Origin of the sequence: Reichenbachiella agarivorans, assembly GCF_025502585.1 — a bacterium.
Classification (GTDB): domain Bacteria; phylum Bacteroidota; class Bacteroidia; order Cytophagales; family Cyclobacteriaceae; genus Reichenbachiella; species Reichenbachiella agarivorans.
In genome coordinates, this window is the sequence record NZ_CP106679.1 from 2106634 (window position 1) to 2122116 (window position 15483).

General features: G+C 42.3%; 14 protein-coding genes. 7 read left to right on the top strand and 7 right to left on the bottom strand.

The genetic code is table 11. The features are described from left to right. The first annotated feature begins 21 nt into the window (after positions 1-21). The 3 genes from N6H18_RS08750 to N6H18_RS08760 all read left to right on the top strand — a co-directional run bounded on the left by N6H18_RS08750 (position 22) and on the right by N6H18_RS08760 (position 3541). Entirely contained in the window at positions 22-606 is a 585-nt protein-coding gene (locus tag N6H18_RS08750; RefSeq protein ID WP_262311456.1) for a HupE/UreJ family protein, read from the top strand. 62 nt (positions 607-668) lie between these two features. Next, complete coding sequence (locus N6H18_RS08755; RefSeq protein ID WP_262311457.1) at positions 669-2897, top strand: M1 family metallopeptidase; 2229 nt, start codon at positions 669-671, stop codon at positions 2895-2897. An 80-nt stretch (positions 2898-2977) separates the two neighbouring features. Further along, positions 2978-3541, top strand: coding sequence for a hypothetical protein (locus N6H18_RS08760; RefSeq protein ID WP_262311458.1), 564 nt, complete (start codon positions 2978-2980; stop codon positions 3539-3541). A 64-nt stretch (positions 3542-3605) separates the two neighbouring features. On the opposite strand, the gene N6H18_RS08765 is transcribed toward N6H18_RS08760, so the two are convergent. The 3 genes from N6H18_RS08765 to N6H18_RS08775 all read right to left on the bottom strand — a co-directional run bounded on the left by N6H18_RS08765 (position 3606) and on the right by N6H18_RS08775 (position 5813). Next, positions 3606-4520 carry a 1-aminocyclopropane-1-carboxylate deaminase/D-cysteine desulfhydrase gene (locus tag N6H18_RS08765; protein WP_262311459.1) on the bottom strand — a complete coding sequence of 305 codons (915 nt, stop codon included), beginning with the start codon at positions 4518-4520 and terminating at the stop codon, positions 3606-3608. A 61-nt stretch (positions 4521-4581) separates the two neighbouring features. Further along, positions 4582-5196, bottom strand: coding sequence for a response regulator (locus tag N6H18_RS08770; protein WP_262311460.1), 615 nt, complete (start codon positions 5194-5196; stop codon positions 4582-4584). Positions 5197-5279: 83 nt separating this feature from the next. Then, entirely contained in the window at positions 5280-5813 is a 534-nt protein-coding gene (locus N6H18_RS08775) for a tellurite resistance TerB family protein (RefSeq protein ID WP_262311461.1), read from the bottom strand. 169 nt (positions 5814-5982) lie between these two features. Between N6H18_RS08775 and N6H18_RS08780 the strand changes: the two genes are divergently transcribed. After that, the gene (locus tag N6H18_RS08780) at positions 5983-6864 is read left to right on the top strand and encodes a DMT family transporter (RefSeq protein WP_262311462.1); all 882 of its coding nucleotides are present in this window, start codon (positions 5983-5985) and stop codon (positions 6862-6864) included. Positions 6865-6902: 38 nt separating this feature from the next. On the opposite strand, the gene N6H18_RS08785 is transcribed toward N6H18_RS08780, so the two are convergent. The 3 genes from N6H18_RS08785 to N6H18_RS08795 are packed head-to-tail and all read right to left on the bottom strand — an operon-like array spanning position 6903 to position 11343. Further along, a complete protein-coding gene (locus tag N6H18_RS08785) occupies positions 6903-9338 on the bottom strand; it encodes a TonB-dependent receptor domain-containing protein (protein ID WP_262311463.1) in 2436 nt (811 codons plus the stop codon). A 41-nt stretch (positions 9339-9379) separates the two neighbouring features. Further along, positions 9380-10666, bottom strand: coding sequence for a sensor histidine kinase (locus N6H18_RS08790; protein WP_262311464.1), 1287 nt, complete (start codon positions 10664-10666; stop codon positions 9380-9382). After that, positions 10663-11343, bottom strand: a complete 681-nt coding sequence (locus tag N6H18_RS08795) for a response regulator transcription factor (RefSeq protein WP_262311465.1) — start codon at positions 11341-11343, stop codon at positions 10663-10665. Before N6H18_RS08795 ends, N6H18_RS08790 begins: the two co-directional genes overlap by 4 nt. Before the next feature lie 339 nt (positions 11344-11682). Between N6H18_RS08795 and N6H18_RS08800 the strand changes: the two genes are divergently transcribed. The 3 genes from N6H18_RS08800 (at position 11683) to N6H18_RS08810 (ending at position 14144) form a co-directional block, all read left to right on the top strand. Further along, entirely contained in the window at positions 11683-12024 is a 342-nt protein-coding gene (locus tag N6H18_RS08800; RefSeq protein WP_262311466.1) for a helix-turn-helix domain-containing protein, read from the top strand. Positions 12025-12090: 66 nt separating this feature from the next. After that, positions 12091-12873: an ABC transporter substrate-binding protein gene (locus N6H18_RS08805; protein ID WP_262311467.1), complete on the top strand. Its 783-nt coding sequence runs from the start codon at positions 12091-12093 to the stop codon at positions 12871-12873. 80 nt (positions 12874-12953) lie between these two features. Then, positions 12954-14144 carry a BamA/TamA family outer membrane protein gene (locus N6H18_RS08810; RefSeq protein WP_262311468.1) on the top strand — a complete coding sequence of 397 codons (1191 nt, stop codon included), beginning with the start codon at positions 12954-12956 and terminating at the stop codon, positions 14142-14144. Between the two features lie 81 nt (positions 14145-14225). On the opposite strand, the gene N6H18_RS08815 is transcribed toward N6H18_RS08810, so the two are convergent. After that, the gene (locus tag N6H18_RS08815) at positions 14226-15269 is read right to left on the bottom strand and encodes a WG repeat-containing protein (protein WP_262311469.1); all 1044 of its coding nucleotides are present in this window, start codon (positions 15267-15269) and stop codon (positions 14226-14228) included. Between the last annotated feature and the right edge of the window lie 214 nt (positions 15270-15483).

The following is a 15483-nucleotide window of genomic DNA, read 5'->3' on the forward strand; positions in this document are numbered from 1 at the left end:
AAACGGTGAAAGCATAGTAGGATGACGGATTTTGAATTGTATTTTGGGTTGGGTAGAGAACACATCATGGATGTGACTGCCTATGATCATATCTTGTTTGTGATAGCGCTGTGTACGATCTACCAACTATCCGAGTGGAAAAAAGTACTCATATTGGTGACTGCCTTTACCATTGGTCATTCTTTGACTCTGGCTTTGGTGATATTGGATTGGATCAGTGTGGATTCTTCTCTTGTAGAATTCTTGATTCCCGTGACGATACTAGTTACAGCTTTGGGCAACATGATCAAAAGAAACAAGGATTTTAGGAATACGAGCTCGCGAACCAATTACTTCTTTGCGCTGTTTTTTGGCTTAATTCATGGTTTAGGATTTTCGAATTACCTCAAAGCACTGCTGGGACGAGATACAGACATCATCGGTCAGCTGTTTGCATTCAATGTAGGCTTAGAAGTAGGTCAGATTTTGATCGTGCTAGTATTTCTAGGGATTGCATGGTTGCTGACGATGATTTTAAATGTGACACGAAAAGATTGGATATTGGCGATTTCATCAGCGGTAGCTGGGATCGCCATTACTTTGATGATAGAAACTAAATTTTGGTAATATTAAACAACAATGCTAGGGTGTGAGGACACCATGGATTCTACTTAAATAAATTATACACTATGAAGAGGATTGTACTTTTTATCCTTGCTCTGTTGCCTCTTGTCAGTCAGGCTCAGGGTGTATGGGAACAAAAATTTGAACAATTGGGTACTACATTGCCCACACCAAACCAATACCGCACCGCATCTGGAGCACCAGGGGTAGACTATTGGCAGCAGAAGGTTGACTATGTCATCGACGTAGAATTGACAGATGCCAATCATGAAATCAACGGTAGTGAGGTTATCACCTATACCAACAATTCACCAGATCAGTTGGCTTACCTATGGGTACAATTGGATCAAAACATGAGAGCGAAGGACTCTGATACTCCATTGACCGAAGGCACAGCCATGAAATCCGAGATGAATGGAAAGTCACTACAGAGTTTGACCAATGATTTCGGTTATGATGGGGGATTCAAAATCAAGTACGTGAAGGATGCACAAGATGCGGGTCTGAAGTACACCATCAACAAGACGATGATGCGAGTGGATTTACCAAAACCTTTGAAAACGGGTGAAAGCGTGACGTTCAAAATTGCTTGGTCTTACATCGTACAGGACCGACTCAACATGGGAGGAAGGTCAGGGTACGAGTATTTTCCTAAGGACGACAATTACCTATACACCATTGCTCAGTGGTTTCCAAGATTGGCAGTGTATGATGATGTCGAAGGCTGGCAAAACAAGCAGTTCCTGGGACAAGGAGAGTTTGCGTTGGAATTTGGTGATTACCAAGTCAACCTGACGGTACCATCTGACTTTATGGTAGCAGCGACAGGTACACTTCAGAATCCAAAGGAAGCTTTGACTCCAACTCAATTGAAGAGATTTGAAAAAGCAAAGAAGACTTTTGATGCACCAGTCGTGATCGTGACTCAGGAAGAGGCAACAGAAAACGAAAAATCTAGAGCAACTAGTAAGAAAACCTGGAGCTACAAAGCGGACAATGTAAGAGATTTTGCTTTTGCTACATCTAGAAAATTCATCTGGGATGCACAAGCTGTCAAATTGGGAGATAAAACTCCACTTGCGATGTCTTACTATCCAAAAGAAGGCAATCCACTTTGGGGAGATGAATCTACCAAAGCCGTGGTGAACACTTTGATCACCTATTCTAAACATACCGTAGAGTACCCATATCCAGTAGCTATTTCTGTTCATACAGCAGCAATCGGAATGGAATACCCAATGATCTGTTTCAACTACGGACGTCCTGACGAGAATGGTGAGTTTTCTGATCGATTGAAGTGGGGAATGATCGGTGTAATCATCCACGAGGTAGGACACAACTTCTTCCCTATGATCATCAACTCTGACGAGAGACAGTGGACTTGGATGGACGAAGGCTTGAACACTTTCGTACAGTCATTGACCGAAAAGGCATTTTATCCTGAGAAGCCTTTGCGAAGAGGTGAGGCGAAATTGATCGTGGATTACATGAAAGGTGACAAGATGTTCATCAGACCAATCATGACCAACTCAGAACAAATCATTCAGTTTGGCAACAATGCCTACGGGAAGCCTGCAGCGGCACTTAGTGTGCTGAGAGAAACCATCATGGGGCCAGAGTTGTTTGATTATGCATTCAAGACATACTCCGAAAGGTGGGCATTCAAGCATCCAAGTCCTGCAGATTTCTTCCGTACGATGGAGGATGCATCAGCAGTAGATTTGGATTGGTTCTGGAAAGGTTGGTTCTATAGTACAGATCACGTAGATGTGTCGTTGGACAAAGTGACATGGTACAAAATGGGCGTACCAGAAGAAGAGACTGTAGAAGACAAGCCTAAAAAGGGCAAGAAGGATAAAAAAGTATCAGAAGGAACAGCTACAGACGGCAAAGTATTGGACTTTGCCGAAGAAGCAGAAGTGTTTGAATTCAAAAATACTGAGGACAAAAACTACTTCGAGTTTATGAACAGGGTAGATGATGCTGCTGTCAAATTGGCCAATGAGAACAAAAATTTCTATGAGTTGACCTTCTCCAACAAGGGCGGATTAGTGACGCCACTGATCGTAGAGTGGACATATGAGGACGGTAGCAGCGAGACTGAGTACATCCCCGCAGAAATCTGGAGAATGAACGAAAACGAAGTGAAGAAGGTATTCGTCAAGGACAAAAAGGTAGTCAACATAGTAATTGACCCCAATGAAGAAACGGCCGATACCAACACAGAGGACAATGTCTTTCCTAGGGTAGAAAAACCATCTGATTTTGATGAGTTCAAGTCGGGCTCTAACTAATTAAGCGAAAAATAGAATGGAAAGCTCTGGGAATTATCTCAGAGCTTTCTTTGTTTACAGACCAGACTAAACGATAATCTATGGAACCTTTCGAATATGTAGTCATCATGACCTCATTGATTTTGGGATTGGCAATGGCTCAAATCCTCAATGGTGTAGCTGATATGGTAGCACATTACAGCAAGACCAAGTTTAGCTTTGCACACACGATCTTGATTGTGATCATATTTTTTGTAGCCATTCAGGACTGGTGGTACAGCTATCAATATTCAAAACAGATTGAGGTATGGACGATTCCTATTGTTTTGGCTATTCTCAGTTTTCCGATTTTATTATTTATAGAGGCTAGAATTTTATTCCCCACAGGATCTAGGAGTCAAGAAACAGATATGGACAGGTATTTTTATGAAAACTGGAAATGGATCTATTCGCTGTTTGCCATGACCATAGGGATTAGCATACTGCAAAATGTTTTCTTTTCAGGCTTTACACTGTTGGATCAGGTACCATTGATGATTTATGCTGGTGTTTATCTCTTGTTTATTTTCGGGGATTTCAAAAACAAGCTCTTCCATGACGTGTTTATGGTGGCCCAGTTATTTGTGTGGTTGAGTTTTTTCTTGTTGGACAAGACCACGCTTTAAGTAGCGCTAAACGCTCTTCGCAGAACGTTTGAAAAGTTATAATCGGTAGGTGGGCTTTGTGTTTTTATGAGCCTACCAGATTCAGTCCAAAAGTCTCGTTGAATCCTGCAATGCCTTGCAATCCTCCTGTATGAAGAGCGATCACGGTTTTGCCTTCCTCGATCTTTCCTTTCTTGATCATGTCATACAGACCAAATACCATTTTGCCAGTATAGATAGGGTCGAGAGGAATGCCGTGTTGGTCATAAAACCCTTGGATGAAACTGATCAACTCTGGGTTATGCTTTGCATAGCCTCCAAATTGGTAGTCATGAATGATTTCTTGTCTCGACTGGAACTCTGGTGCGAGTAGTTGTGCCACTTCCTTCTCCAAATAGTCTTCACCCATCAATGCTGCAAACCCTAGTGCCTTTTGGTGGGGATGGAGGCCAGACGCCAACCCAGCGAGAGTACCTCCTGTACCTACAGGACAAGTGATGTAGTCAAATTCAAGGTCAATTTCATGTAGAATCTCACGGACTCCTTGTGTTGCCAGATGGTTGCTGCCCCCCTCTGGAATGATGTAGGCAGCATATTCCTGCCTGTGCATGTTGAGCCAGTGAGGGCTCGTCCTGAATAGATAATCTGCTCTGCTGACGAATAGCAATTGCATGCCATCTGCATGGGCTTTTTGCAGGGTTGGGTTTGAGTTTTCATTGAGTTCTTCCCCACGGATCACTCCTATGGATTGAAACCCAAAGCGTTTGGCCGCTGCTGCAGTAGCAGCTATGTGGTTGGAATAGGCACCGCCAAAGGTCAGTATGATTTCAGTACCTTGCTCTCTGGCTTTGATTAGGTTGTATTTGAGTTTTCTCCATTTGTTGCCAGTGATCTCAGTATCTATCAAGTCGTCTCTTTTGATATGTAAAGAAATACCTTTACTACTGAGCAATGGGTCTGAGATGGCTACAAGTGGTGTGGGATTGGAATTTTCAAACATACCCAAATCTATGAACTACGAGGCAAATTAACCAGTCATTGACTGGCATAAAACGACATTGTTAGATCAATTTATTGGCATAGGCAAATTTGATCAATCCTACGAGTGAGTTGGTTTTTGTTTTGCGGAAGATGTTTTTTCGGTGGGTTTCAACTGTACGTTCGCTAATAAAGAGCTCATCGGCGATTTTTTTGTTGCTGTACTCTTTGGCGATCAGTTCGAGGATTTCTCTTTCTCTCGTCGAGAGGAGTTTTGGAGAGTTGTTACTCAGTTCATTGACCAAGATGGTATTGATGTCTCTGCTCAGATATAACTTCCCTGCCAAGGTGCTTTTGATCCCAGCGATTAATTCACTCTGAGAGTCTTTTTTGAGAATGTATCCATTGACACCTGATTTGAGAATTTCTTTGACCAGGTGACCTTCATCATGCATGCTCAGCATCAAAACTTTGGCTGATGATTGACTGGTTTTGATTGATTGGATCAATTGTAGTCCATCTCCATCGGGGAGATTGTAGTCAGTGATGACAATCTGATACTCTTTTCGTGCCAGATGTATTTTGGCGGACTCAATGGTAGTGGCTTGATCGATATGAATATCCATAAATTCTCGCTGGAGCAGTTGCTGTATGCCATCGAGCATCATCTGGTGATCGTCTACTAGTAAGGTATTCAAAATAGGTATTGGTTAGATCGGTACAATTCGTTTTCATGGTTGGTGAAAAATATAATTGGGAGTGGCTGTTTTGATCAGGAGAGTTATTTGAGTTCGCGGAGTACATCAGCTGTGATATCAATGACATCCGAAACATCAAAAAGGGGCATTTGCTTATCTTTGAAATAGTTGCTGTGCAATTTTTTAACGTATTCATCAGTAAACTCATCGTCCCACATGAAATCTTTGGCCAATTGGGGGAATCTGGTCAAAATCACTGAGTCAGAGATGTCTAGCATCGTCCTAAGTACCCTCAAAAATTTAATTTCATCTTCACGAACTTCCATGTCAGAATAGATGACATCCACAGCTATCTTGATGATTTCCAATTGTTCTTCATCACTTAGATTCGCTTTTTCTACTTTTCTGAAATAATCCTTGAGATACTCGGTACCTCTCAGGTTGATTTTCTTGAGCATGATTTCCAATTCCTCATCTACTGCGACCTCTCCAAACAGATTGTTTTGCTGTCCCATTTTTATGATGGAGACAATTTCTTTCTTGTCGATGTGACCATCACAAGTCATGAACGAAAAGGCAGTACGGAGGAGGAGGGATGAAAATGATGATTGTGACATGTGATAGTGTACTTGATTGTGAGGATAAATCTAAATCTTTTTCATTGAATTGATGCGTATTTCTGTTGGGAAGGGATACTTTTTGATGGGTGAGTCAAAAGAGACTGAATCAAAGCAGTGTTTATCTATGGATATTTTCTAATATTGATTTTCAAAATACAATTAGGGTTTGGACAAGCGGATATTTCAATTTTTACAACTCGGGATGGCCATTTTGGTCATGAGTTCTTCGGGTACTTTGGCGCGGTATATTCATCTCTCTCCAGAGGTCATCATCTGGGCGAGGTGCGCTGTGGGTGCTGTGGCTTTATTCATATTTCTCAAATTGGCTGGTATGCCAACATATATAGGCTGGGGCAAGAGTTTTAGAATGATAGTAATCAGTACAGTACTGATGGCGGGACACTGGATAGCGTATTTTTATGGGCTCAAATTTACCTCCGTGGCGATTGGTATGCTGTCGTTGCATACATATCCCGTGATTACAGCGCTGCTGGAACCAGTGATGATGGGGCACAAGCATAAGATGACAGATATTTTGATAGCTGTTTTGGCGTTTTCTGGAGTATTCTTTCTAGTGCCTGAGTTTGATTTGAACAATGATATCACGCTAGGTATTGTGTGTGGAGTCGTGTCGGCTGTTTTTTATTCGGTGAGAAACATCATGCTCAAACAAAATATCACCGAGCATTCTGGTATCACACTCATGTACTATCAATTGTTGATTATTGCCTTATTTATGTGGCCTGTGTTGTACATAGGTGATTTTGGAGCAAATATCACGGGTCTGACAGTTCAATGGCAGCCTTTGTTGGTTTTGGGGTTAGCTACGACTGCATTGGGACACACGCTTTTCGTGATGAGTTTCAGGTATTTTTCCATCACAGCTATTAGCATCATGAGCAGTATGACGCCTCTTTGTGGGATTATTATTGGTTACTTGGTGTTGGTCGAGGTGCCCGAAGGCAAAGTCTTGCTAGGCGGGGCGATAATATTGGCTTCTGTGGTGATAGAGAGCATCAGAGCTTCTAGGATAGAAGTTAGACGTTAGATATTAGACTTTTGTCTAGTATCTAACGTCTAGATCCTTTAATTCAAATCCCCATCCGTATTGTTTCCTTGTGTGGGGCCTTTGTTGCCTTTGTCTCTTGGTTCACGCTCCTTTTTTTGATTGAGTCGGTAGACGAAACTCAGGGTGAATTGTCTCGATCTTCTTTGAAACTCTGAGATGGATTTAAAGCCATCATCATATTGTTCCGACCTGTATTTACGCGTGTTGAATAGGTCTTGCACACTGGCGGTGAGCGTACCATTGTTGTTCAAAATATCTCTGGTGAATCCTAAATCGACGGTGTAGAAGGCAAGACGCTTGCCTTGGGTGTTGTTTTGCGGACCTCTGTAATTGAGGTTTGCCTGAAAATCAATGTCTCCAGGGAGGTTAAATTTTGAATTGACCCGAGCGCTATATGAGCGGGCGTCTGCATCAAATGTCTGCCCTTCTGCTTCGCCAGATGTAATCCTACGGTAGAAATTGAAACTACCATTCATACTCATCCAATCCGTGAAATCCTTGGAAACGTTGAATTCCAGTCCGTATGCATCCTCTGTTGCCAAATTGTATAGTTTGGAATAGATAACTCCTTCTTCATCAGGTTCAGTACTGGTAAAACTTAAACGCTCAATCTCGTCATTGGTGTGATTGTAATATACTCCTCCATAGAATGATGATTTTTCCCAGTTTTGTAAGAATCCTATTTCGTAAGAGTCTGTCAATTCAGGATCTAGGTCAGGGTTGCCTATTCGGAAATTTCGGTTGTCACTATAGCTTGAGATCGGATTGAGGTCTCTGAATCCCGGCCTGCGCAATCTACGAGAGTAACTTAACTGAATGTTTTGCTCGGGACTAAATTCATAAGTAAAGTGTGCCGATGGGAAGAAATTGGTGTAATTTTTATCACTGGTGTCATCGAGGTTTTCTGATGTCAGTACAGTTTGAATATCGGTTGTTTCTACTCTGGCACCTAGTTGAAAGGATACCTGACCGATTTTGTTGCCATAGATGGCATAGCCAGCATAGATGTTTTCATGGTACGAAAAATCATTGGAAAACCGAGGAAGGGTAGTCCATACGGCACCATCTTGTTGTTCGATTAGATAGTTGTTTTTGGTTTTTCGGATTGTAGTTCTCAATCCTACCTCAAACTTGCTCTGCTCATTGATCGGATGAATATAGTCTGTCTGCAACAAGATGTTGTTTTCTCCTTCGTCGTTTCTTACTCGTTGGTACAAGTCTGCGTCGTTGAGTGATACTTGCTGGATATCGGATTTTTCCAGTTCATTGTTGTCCCTGTATTGACCGTAGAAGGTTAGTACCCTATCCTCTTGGGCAAATTTCTTTTCATAGTTCAATGATATTTCGGTCAGGTTGTCGTCTTCTCCCTCTTTATCGAGCCTATTGCTGGTATTGATCATGACATCCTGGGCTATATCTTGATAGATGAGGCGAGTTTCGTTTTCTTCATCAGAAGTATTGAATATACCTGTCAAGGTTAGTTTGTTGTAATCATTGATGAAAAAATCTGTGCCTAATCGGTAGTTTTGGGACATGCTACTACCGCCATGTTTGCGATCAGAGTCTGTAGAAAATGTCGAGTCTGGTTCGAAATAGGTTGAATACGACTTGCCATAGCCAGTGTATTCACTGTAGCGCAACCCTGCGCTAGCAAAGAAGTTGAATTTACCAGAGCGGTAGTTGATGCTGGCATTGGGACTGGCGAGCGCGGGATAGCCCACGTCTATCCCAAAGCTTCCGTTGAATCCTTTTTCAGCATCTTCTTTGAGGATGATGTTGATGATGCCGCCAGTTCCAGCTGCGTCGTAGCGGGCAGATGGGTTGGTGATCACTTCGATGCGTTCGATCATGCTGCCTTGCAGTTGCTTCAGTGCTGCTTGACTACTGATTCCTACCATACCAGATGGTTTGCCATTGATGAGGATGGTGACATTGTCATTGCCTCTGAGGCTGACGTTGCCTTCGATATCTACTTGTACAGAGGGGATGTTGTCCAAGATGTCGGAGGCATTTTTTCCTATGTTGCTGATGTTTTCAGATACGTTGAAGGTTTTTTTGTCGAGCGAAAACTCGAATTGATCTTTTTGTCCTTTGATCACGACTTCTTCGAGTTGTTTGCTGTCCGATGACAATGCGATCGATTTGAGATCTACATTGGCGTTGGTGACTTGTACGTCGATGGTTTGGCTGATGTACGATATAAACTTGACCTCAATGAAATAACTCCCTGGTTGAACATTGAATTCAAAGGTGCCTTGGTCTTGTGTGATGGTACCAGTGATCAGTGTACCGGTGTTTTTGTCGTGGATGGAGACTGTGGCAAATGCCAAGGGTTCTCCGCTGGATTGGTCAAGGATTCGCCCACTGACTTTGTATTCTTGAGCAGACGTTGACGCGTGAGACAGGGATGTATGCAGGATGATGGATAGGAATAGAATGAAATATATCCTCATTGTTTTTTTTGCTTGATTTTTATGAATAGCAAAGGTTGGGTTTAATTTTGAGCAAAATTTGAAGTTGGGAACAGAATTGAAACTTCATGTGTTTTATTGTCTGTTTGGTACATATACGACAATTCGTAGTGAGACAATTCGCATATTTTATTAACGATAGACAATCCCAATCCAATCGAATCGCTATTTGAACTGGATTTTTTGAAACGTCCCAACAGGGTCTCTGTGGACGAACTTGGTTCGTCTCCTGAGTTCGATATTTTGAAACCTTCTTGGGTCAGTTTGATATGGATAAAACCATTCTCCACATTGTGCTTGATCGCATTTTGCAGCAGATTGCTGAGTAGGATTTCCAGTAGGATGGGATCATTTTGGATGCTGACATTTTCTGCAATGCTTGTGCTGACTTCTAGGTTTTTGAGTTCAAAAATGTCTTCTTTTTCTGTTTTGAGCAGATTGATCATTTCGCTCAGGTTGATGGTTTTGTCACGTTTGAATTCCTCGTTCTCTATTTTGCTGAGTGTGATCAAGGACTGCTGTATCCTAGAGACTTTGTTGAGTGCGCCTTGCGCATTGGAGATAATTTCGACCTGTTTTTCATTCAAGTCTTTGTCTTGAAACAACAAATCCAGATTGCCAGAGGCAATTGCCAGCGGTGTACGTATCTCGTGTGCGATGTTTTCTGAAAATTCCTTGAGATTGATGTAGTCTCTTACCGCTCTGTGGGTCATGTTTTCGATGAAGTCATTTAGTTTTCTGAACTCATAGGTGTGGGTGACATTGGTGACTATCGGGACTGCATTCTGAACATTGAAATCCTTGATTTTGTTTAGCGATTCATGAAAGGGACGCAGGAGCCACTTGGAGATAAATAAACTGTACAATACCGACAAGATGGTCAACAGTAAGAAGACTGCTGCAGTAGCTTTGAACGTCCCGTAGAAAGTATCTAGTGGCTCGACGACAGATTCAAATATCTTGAAACGATACCAGACACCATCGATTTTGAGTGTTTTATTGATTTTGCGGTGATGAATCACTGCTTTGGACGGATGGTGATAAGCCATCGTATCTGCAAACGAGCGACTTTCTTTGATCCCTACTGTGTCACGGAGCTGTTTGATGTCTATGCGGTAGTCCGTCAATGAGTCGTAGGGCAAGTCTTTTTTAATCAATCCTGCCAACTGATTGACTTGACCGTTGAGCTCATAGTCTGTTTCCTTGTCAATCAACTGTGTGAAGGTCACGTAGTAGTACACGCCCCCTAGTGACATCACGATGAGACTCAGGAGTAAATAAAAAAGGACGAATTTTTGAACTAGTTTCATTCGGAGAGTGCGTATTTGTATCCTGATCCGTAGACAGTCTGGATAAAGTCATTGCCACCTGCAGAGATAATCTTTTTTCTCAGGTTTTTGATATGTTGATAGACAAAATCCAGTGATCCCAGACTGTCTGCATAGTCACCCCAGAGATGCTCAGCGATGGCTGGTCTGGTGATGATGCGGTTTTTGTTGGCATAGATATAGACGAGCAGATCATATTCTTTCTTGGTGAGGTTGAGGATTTGATTATGGACACTTACTTCTTGCTTGTCTGTATCGATGGTGATATTGCCCAGTACCAGATTTTGATTGCCATCCAGTTTGTTGCGACGGTAGAGTGCCTTGAGTCTGGCGATGAGCTCCGTCATGAAGTAGGGCTTGGTGATGTAATCATCCGCACCTAGATTGAGACCATCTACTTTGTCATTGATTTGGTCTTTGGCAGAGGCAATGAGGATACTGACACTCAGGTTGCGAGATTTGATGAAGGGGATGATGTCTATCCCGTCACCATCAGGGAGCATTCTGTCGAGGATGATGATGTCGTATTGAAAGGCCACCAATTTGTCCTGACACTCTTGGATGCTGTTGGCACATTCACATATGATGCCTTCATTTTGAAGGTAGGTGACGATGTTGGTTTGTAAGGCTTTGTTGTCTTCAGTCAGTAATACTTTCATGTCTTTTAATAATCCTGATTACAAAGTAAGCAGGAGATTCTGTATTTTCTTTGAAGCTCAAGCAATTAGGGTAAAAGTCAATATAAATAGGTAAAATGAGAATTCAACTCGGATAAAAAATAACTTATCTAGGATAAAAGATAAAATAGATAGGTTAAAACATAGATCATATAGGTTAAAAGTTAAAATTAATTAGTGAAAACATAATTTTCATAGGTTAAACAGTAAGATAGTTATGGTAAAAGATAACCTAGTTAGACTAAAGACTAAGTGATATAAGGAAAATTTGATTATGGATGTGTAAAAGACTATATTGATATAGAAATCCAAACTACCACTATGCTAAAACTTAACCTTGAGTACATCTTTAGAATTCGGGCGATCAAAAACCCATATGGATTTATTAAAAAACTTGGCTTCAGTCATGATGTGTGTCATCGTCTAGCACATGGACAGACATTGGGCGTGAAAATGAATCAGCTAGAGGCGCTTTGTCTTGCGCTACACTGCACACCAAATGATCTCATGGAGTTCAAAGACCTAGACAACAAGGTCAGCTCCGATCATCCTATGAACGCCCTCATTCGTGACAGTGCTACACTCGATAGCATGGACAAGTTGAGAAAGCTACCACTGGACAAAATCGAACTACTGCAAAAAATGATGGAGAATCTGGAGTAGTTTAGAGGCAGAACTTGTAGGATCATGGCTTTTGATTCTATACAATTGACCAAGATGACAACACAGATGAAAACCACCACAGACCAGTTGAAGAGAACGGTTTCTGTTCCAGATTTTCCACAAAGGATCATCAGTTTGGTCCCTTCGATCACAGAGCTGTTGTTTGATCTTGGATTGGGAGATAGGGTCGTTGGGATTACCAAGTTTTGTGTACATCCAGCGCGCGGACTGCAAGAAAAGACCAAGATAGGAGGAACCAAAAATATCAAGACAGAGCGCATTGCCAGTTTGAATCCTGACCTGATCTTGGCCAACAAAGAAGAAAATACGAAAAGCGATATCGAAGGGATTTGGGATCAATATCCCGTGTGGGTCTCGGATGTCAATGGCTTGTCGGATGCGTTGGATATGATTGAATCCGTGGGTTGGATGACCCAAACCGAGACGCTGGCTGGCAAATGGATATCTGACATAGAGGCGTCATTTGCGCAGCTGACAAAACGGACTCACGTACGAACATTGTATATGATCTGGCAGTCACCTTGGATGTCTGTGGGGACTGATACTTTTGTTTACGACATGCTGTCTCGCTGTGGATTTGATTCGGTGATTCGAGAGACACGCTATCCGCAGTTGACTGATGAAGAAATCATCGGATTGAACCCTGAGGTCGTGTTGCTTTCTTCTGAACCCTTTCCTTTCAAGGAAACGCACGTCCAACGAATGCAGGAGATACTGCCAGAGGCCAAAGTCATCTTGGTAGATGGAGAGATGTTCAGCTGGTATGGCAGTCGTCTAGGCTTGAGTGCGGCCTATTTTCAATCTATCATGAGGGAGATTTTGTGGTGAAGTGGCTCGTCAGGTTTTGTTTCCTGACGAAGAAATCCTAAGTTGTACCATAAACCATCCTACATCCATAGTCCCTTGAAATGAGAATCGGTATCTGTTGTTTCTTTCTGCTGCTCATCTCTCAACCTATCCTGGCTCAAGTAGATGAGCCTCTAGTCAATGACAGTCTCCTGGCTGAGAAGGATATACTGGACGTAATATTCAAGAAACGCCGAGACAGTACCGAGCAAGTCAAACTAGAAGAAGAGAAGAAGGTGTACTTTTCGCTTATGCCCTTGTCCTCTGGGTCAGGTGGTCCTAACATTGCCATATCTGTGGTCAATGCGTCCTTTCGGATGGGCGACAAGGAGACTACCAAGTTTTCCAACGTCACACTCTATCCATCGACCAATCTGAGTACTTACTTTCACCTCAAGGTAATACCCAATCTCTGGCTGGCAGACAACAACTGGAATATTCCGGGCAAGTTGGAGATCGCGCAGGAAGCACAGGACAACTTTGGATTGGGAGGGGATACCTCCGAAGACAGTTTGTTCGTGATTCATTACTCCGTGAGCAAGGCCATTGTCTCATTCAACAAGCGACTAGTCAATCATGTGTATTTGGGTGCAGGTTATGCATTGGACTACTACTATCATCTCAGGGAAGTATCCGACGAATGGCGTCAGACAGACTTTGATCGACATGGGTATGGAACTGATGCAACGAGTGTTTCCTCTGGGTTGTCGATTAACATGCTGATAGATAGTCGTGTCAATCCTATCAATCCTCTCGAAGGGTTCTTTACCAATCTGATCTTGAGAGTCAACCCGATCTGGATGGGCAGTGACGAGCTATGGTATGCACTGTATTTGGATACACGCAAGTACATCAATCTGAGCAAAGAAAAACACCGAGTATTGGCATTTTGGGGACTGTATTGGGCGACTTGGGGAGATGTGCCTTATCTAAATTTGCCTGCGAGTGGCTTGGATTTTTTGGGATCATCAGGGCGAGGATATAGTCGGGCGAGATACAGAGGACAGCAAATGCTGTACACAGAGGTTGAGTTTCGATTTGATCTCACCCAAAATGGTCTTTTGGGTGGCGTGGTGTTTACCAATTGTCAAAGTATCATGGAAGAGGACAGTCGAGAATTTAAATACCTCAATCCTGCTATTGGCACGGGTCTACGGTTGAAATTCAATAAATTTTCTGATTCCAACCTTACGTTCGATATAGGCTATGGAGATGGTTTCAACTGGTACCTTGGTCTCAATGAGTACTTCTAGGGTGATTGTTTCTGTTGATCACAAAAAAATCCTACATGCAAGCAGGGCATGTAGGATTTTGAAAAAGCTGTAGAGGCTGGGTTATTTGACTTTTTCCATATCCTTCACAGCGATGAAGGTAGGTTGTACAGTCCACTCTCCCTTGGTATTGATGAAGCCCCAGAGGTCATTTTTTTTGGCAGCAGCCAAACCTTTGTGAAAATCTCTCGCTCCTTCAAATTGTGGTTCGATGACCCATTTGCCTGTCGCATCGAAGAAACCAAGCATGTCACCTTTTCTGCCTATCGCCAGACCATCATGAAAGTCTTCCCATTTGTCAGAATCTGTCATTTGCATCACGTCTCCTGATTTGTTGGTATATGCCCATCCGTCGTTTATTTTGACTCTTGCCATGCCGCTGGTGGGATCAAAATCCTTGGTAGTTTGGAATTTGGGATTGATCGCCCATTCTCCAGATGGGTTGATGTAGCCTATCATGTCACCTTCGGTTCTTGCCCAAGCGAGTCCTCCGGAGAAATAACCAACACCATCAAATTTGGCTTGGATAATTACTTTGCCTGTCTTGTCAATGAAGCCCATTTTCTTGTCAGTGGTCTGAAACGGTGCTAGGCCTTCTGAAAATGGTTTTACGTTTGCTAAATTTTCTATGTTGATTGGGGTCTCTTTGCCAGTTTTGTCGAGCAAGTAAAATGAGCCTGCCAGCTCTGCGATGGCTTTGTCTTCAGAGAATTCAGTGACCTTTTCATATTTGGTAGGGATGACGAGCTTGCCTTGGGTATCAAGAAACCCCCATTTGCCATCTTTTACAATCGCCAACATGCCATTGCAGTATCCTTTGGTACCAAAACCGAAAATTTCCATCAATTTGAAACCATCGACTTCCGTAGGAATGATTTCTCCTTTTAGATTCATGACTTTAAAATTGGGTCTGATGTAGTACACAGACAAACCTTCTTCAGAGAAATCTGTCGCTTTGCTGTACGTAGGAGTGAGGATTATTTTTCCAGTCTGATCTGCAAAGCCCCAGGTTTTGGAACCCTGAGGTTTGACCAGTGCCACATATTGTTGTGCAAATGTTTGCGTAGACAGTAGAATGATAGCCAGGAGTATGAGTTGTTTTTTCATGGTAGATTGTTGATAATGTTTTTGTTATAAAATACGTGTCTTTCTAATTTCTGATAAATCTAACAAGGATGAAAATAAAAGTGAATCAGTCTTGGTGTTTTATACAAGAAAAATGAATTTGCCTGAAAGGCGAGTTTTGTATCTATGGTAGTATAATGTTTATATTACCACAAAAAACCAGCTTAATCTCATCCAATTGAGGTATGCTGTACTC

Coding starts and splice junctions, on each gene's coding strand:
- N6H18_RS08760 (WP_262311458.1), top strand. CDS start 2,978: ATGGAACCTTTCGAATATGTAGTCATCATGACCTCATTGATTTTGGGA.
- N6H18_RS08810 (WP_262311468.1), top strand. CDS start 12,954: ATGAGAATCGGTATCTGTTGTTTCTTTCTGCTGCTCATCTCTCAACCT.
- N6H18_RS08805 (WP_262311467.1), top strand. CDS start 12,091: ATGAAAACCACCACAGACCAGTTGAAGAGAACGGTTTCTGTTCCAGAT.
- N6H18_RS08750 (WP_262311456.1), top strand. CDS start 22: ATGACGGATTTTGAATTGTATTTTGGGTTGGGTAGAGAACACATCATG.
- N6H18_RS08765 (WP_262311459.1), bottom strand. CDS start 4,520: ATGTTTGAAAATTCCAATCCCACACCACTTGTAGCCATCTCAGACCCA.
- N6H18_RS08795 (WP_262311465.1), bottom strand. CDS start 11,343: ATGAAAGTATTACTGACTGAAGACAACAAAGCCTTACAAACCAACATC.
- N6H18_RS08755 (WP_262311457.1), top strand. CDS start 669: ATGAAGAGGATTGTACTTTTTATCCTTGCTCTGTTGCCTCTTGTCAGT.
- N6H18_RS08815 (WP_262311469.1), bottom strand. CDS start 15,269: ATGAAAAAACAACTCATACTCCTGGCTATCATTCTACTGTCTACGCAA.
- N6H18_RS08790 (WP_262311464.1), bottom strand. CDS start 10,666: ATGAAACTAGTTCAAAAATTCGTCCTTTTTTATTTACTCCTGAGTCTC.
- N6H18_RS08785 (WP_262311463.1), bottom strand. CDS start 9,338: ATGAGGATATATTTCATTCTATTCCTATCCATCATCCTGCATACATCC.
- N6H18_RS08800 (WP_262311466.1), top strand. CDS start 11,683: ATGCTAAAACTTAACCTTGAGTACATCTTTAGAATTCGGGCGATCAAA.
- N6H18_RS08775 (WP_262311461.1), bottom strand. CDS start 5,813: ATGTCACAATCATCATTTTCATCCCTCCTCCTCCGTACTGCCTTTTCG.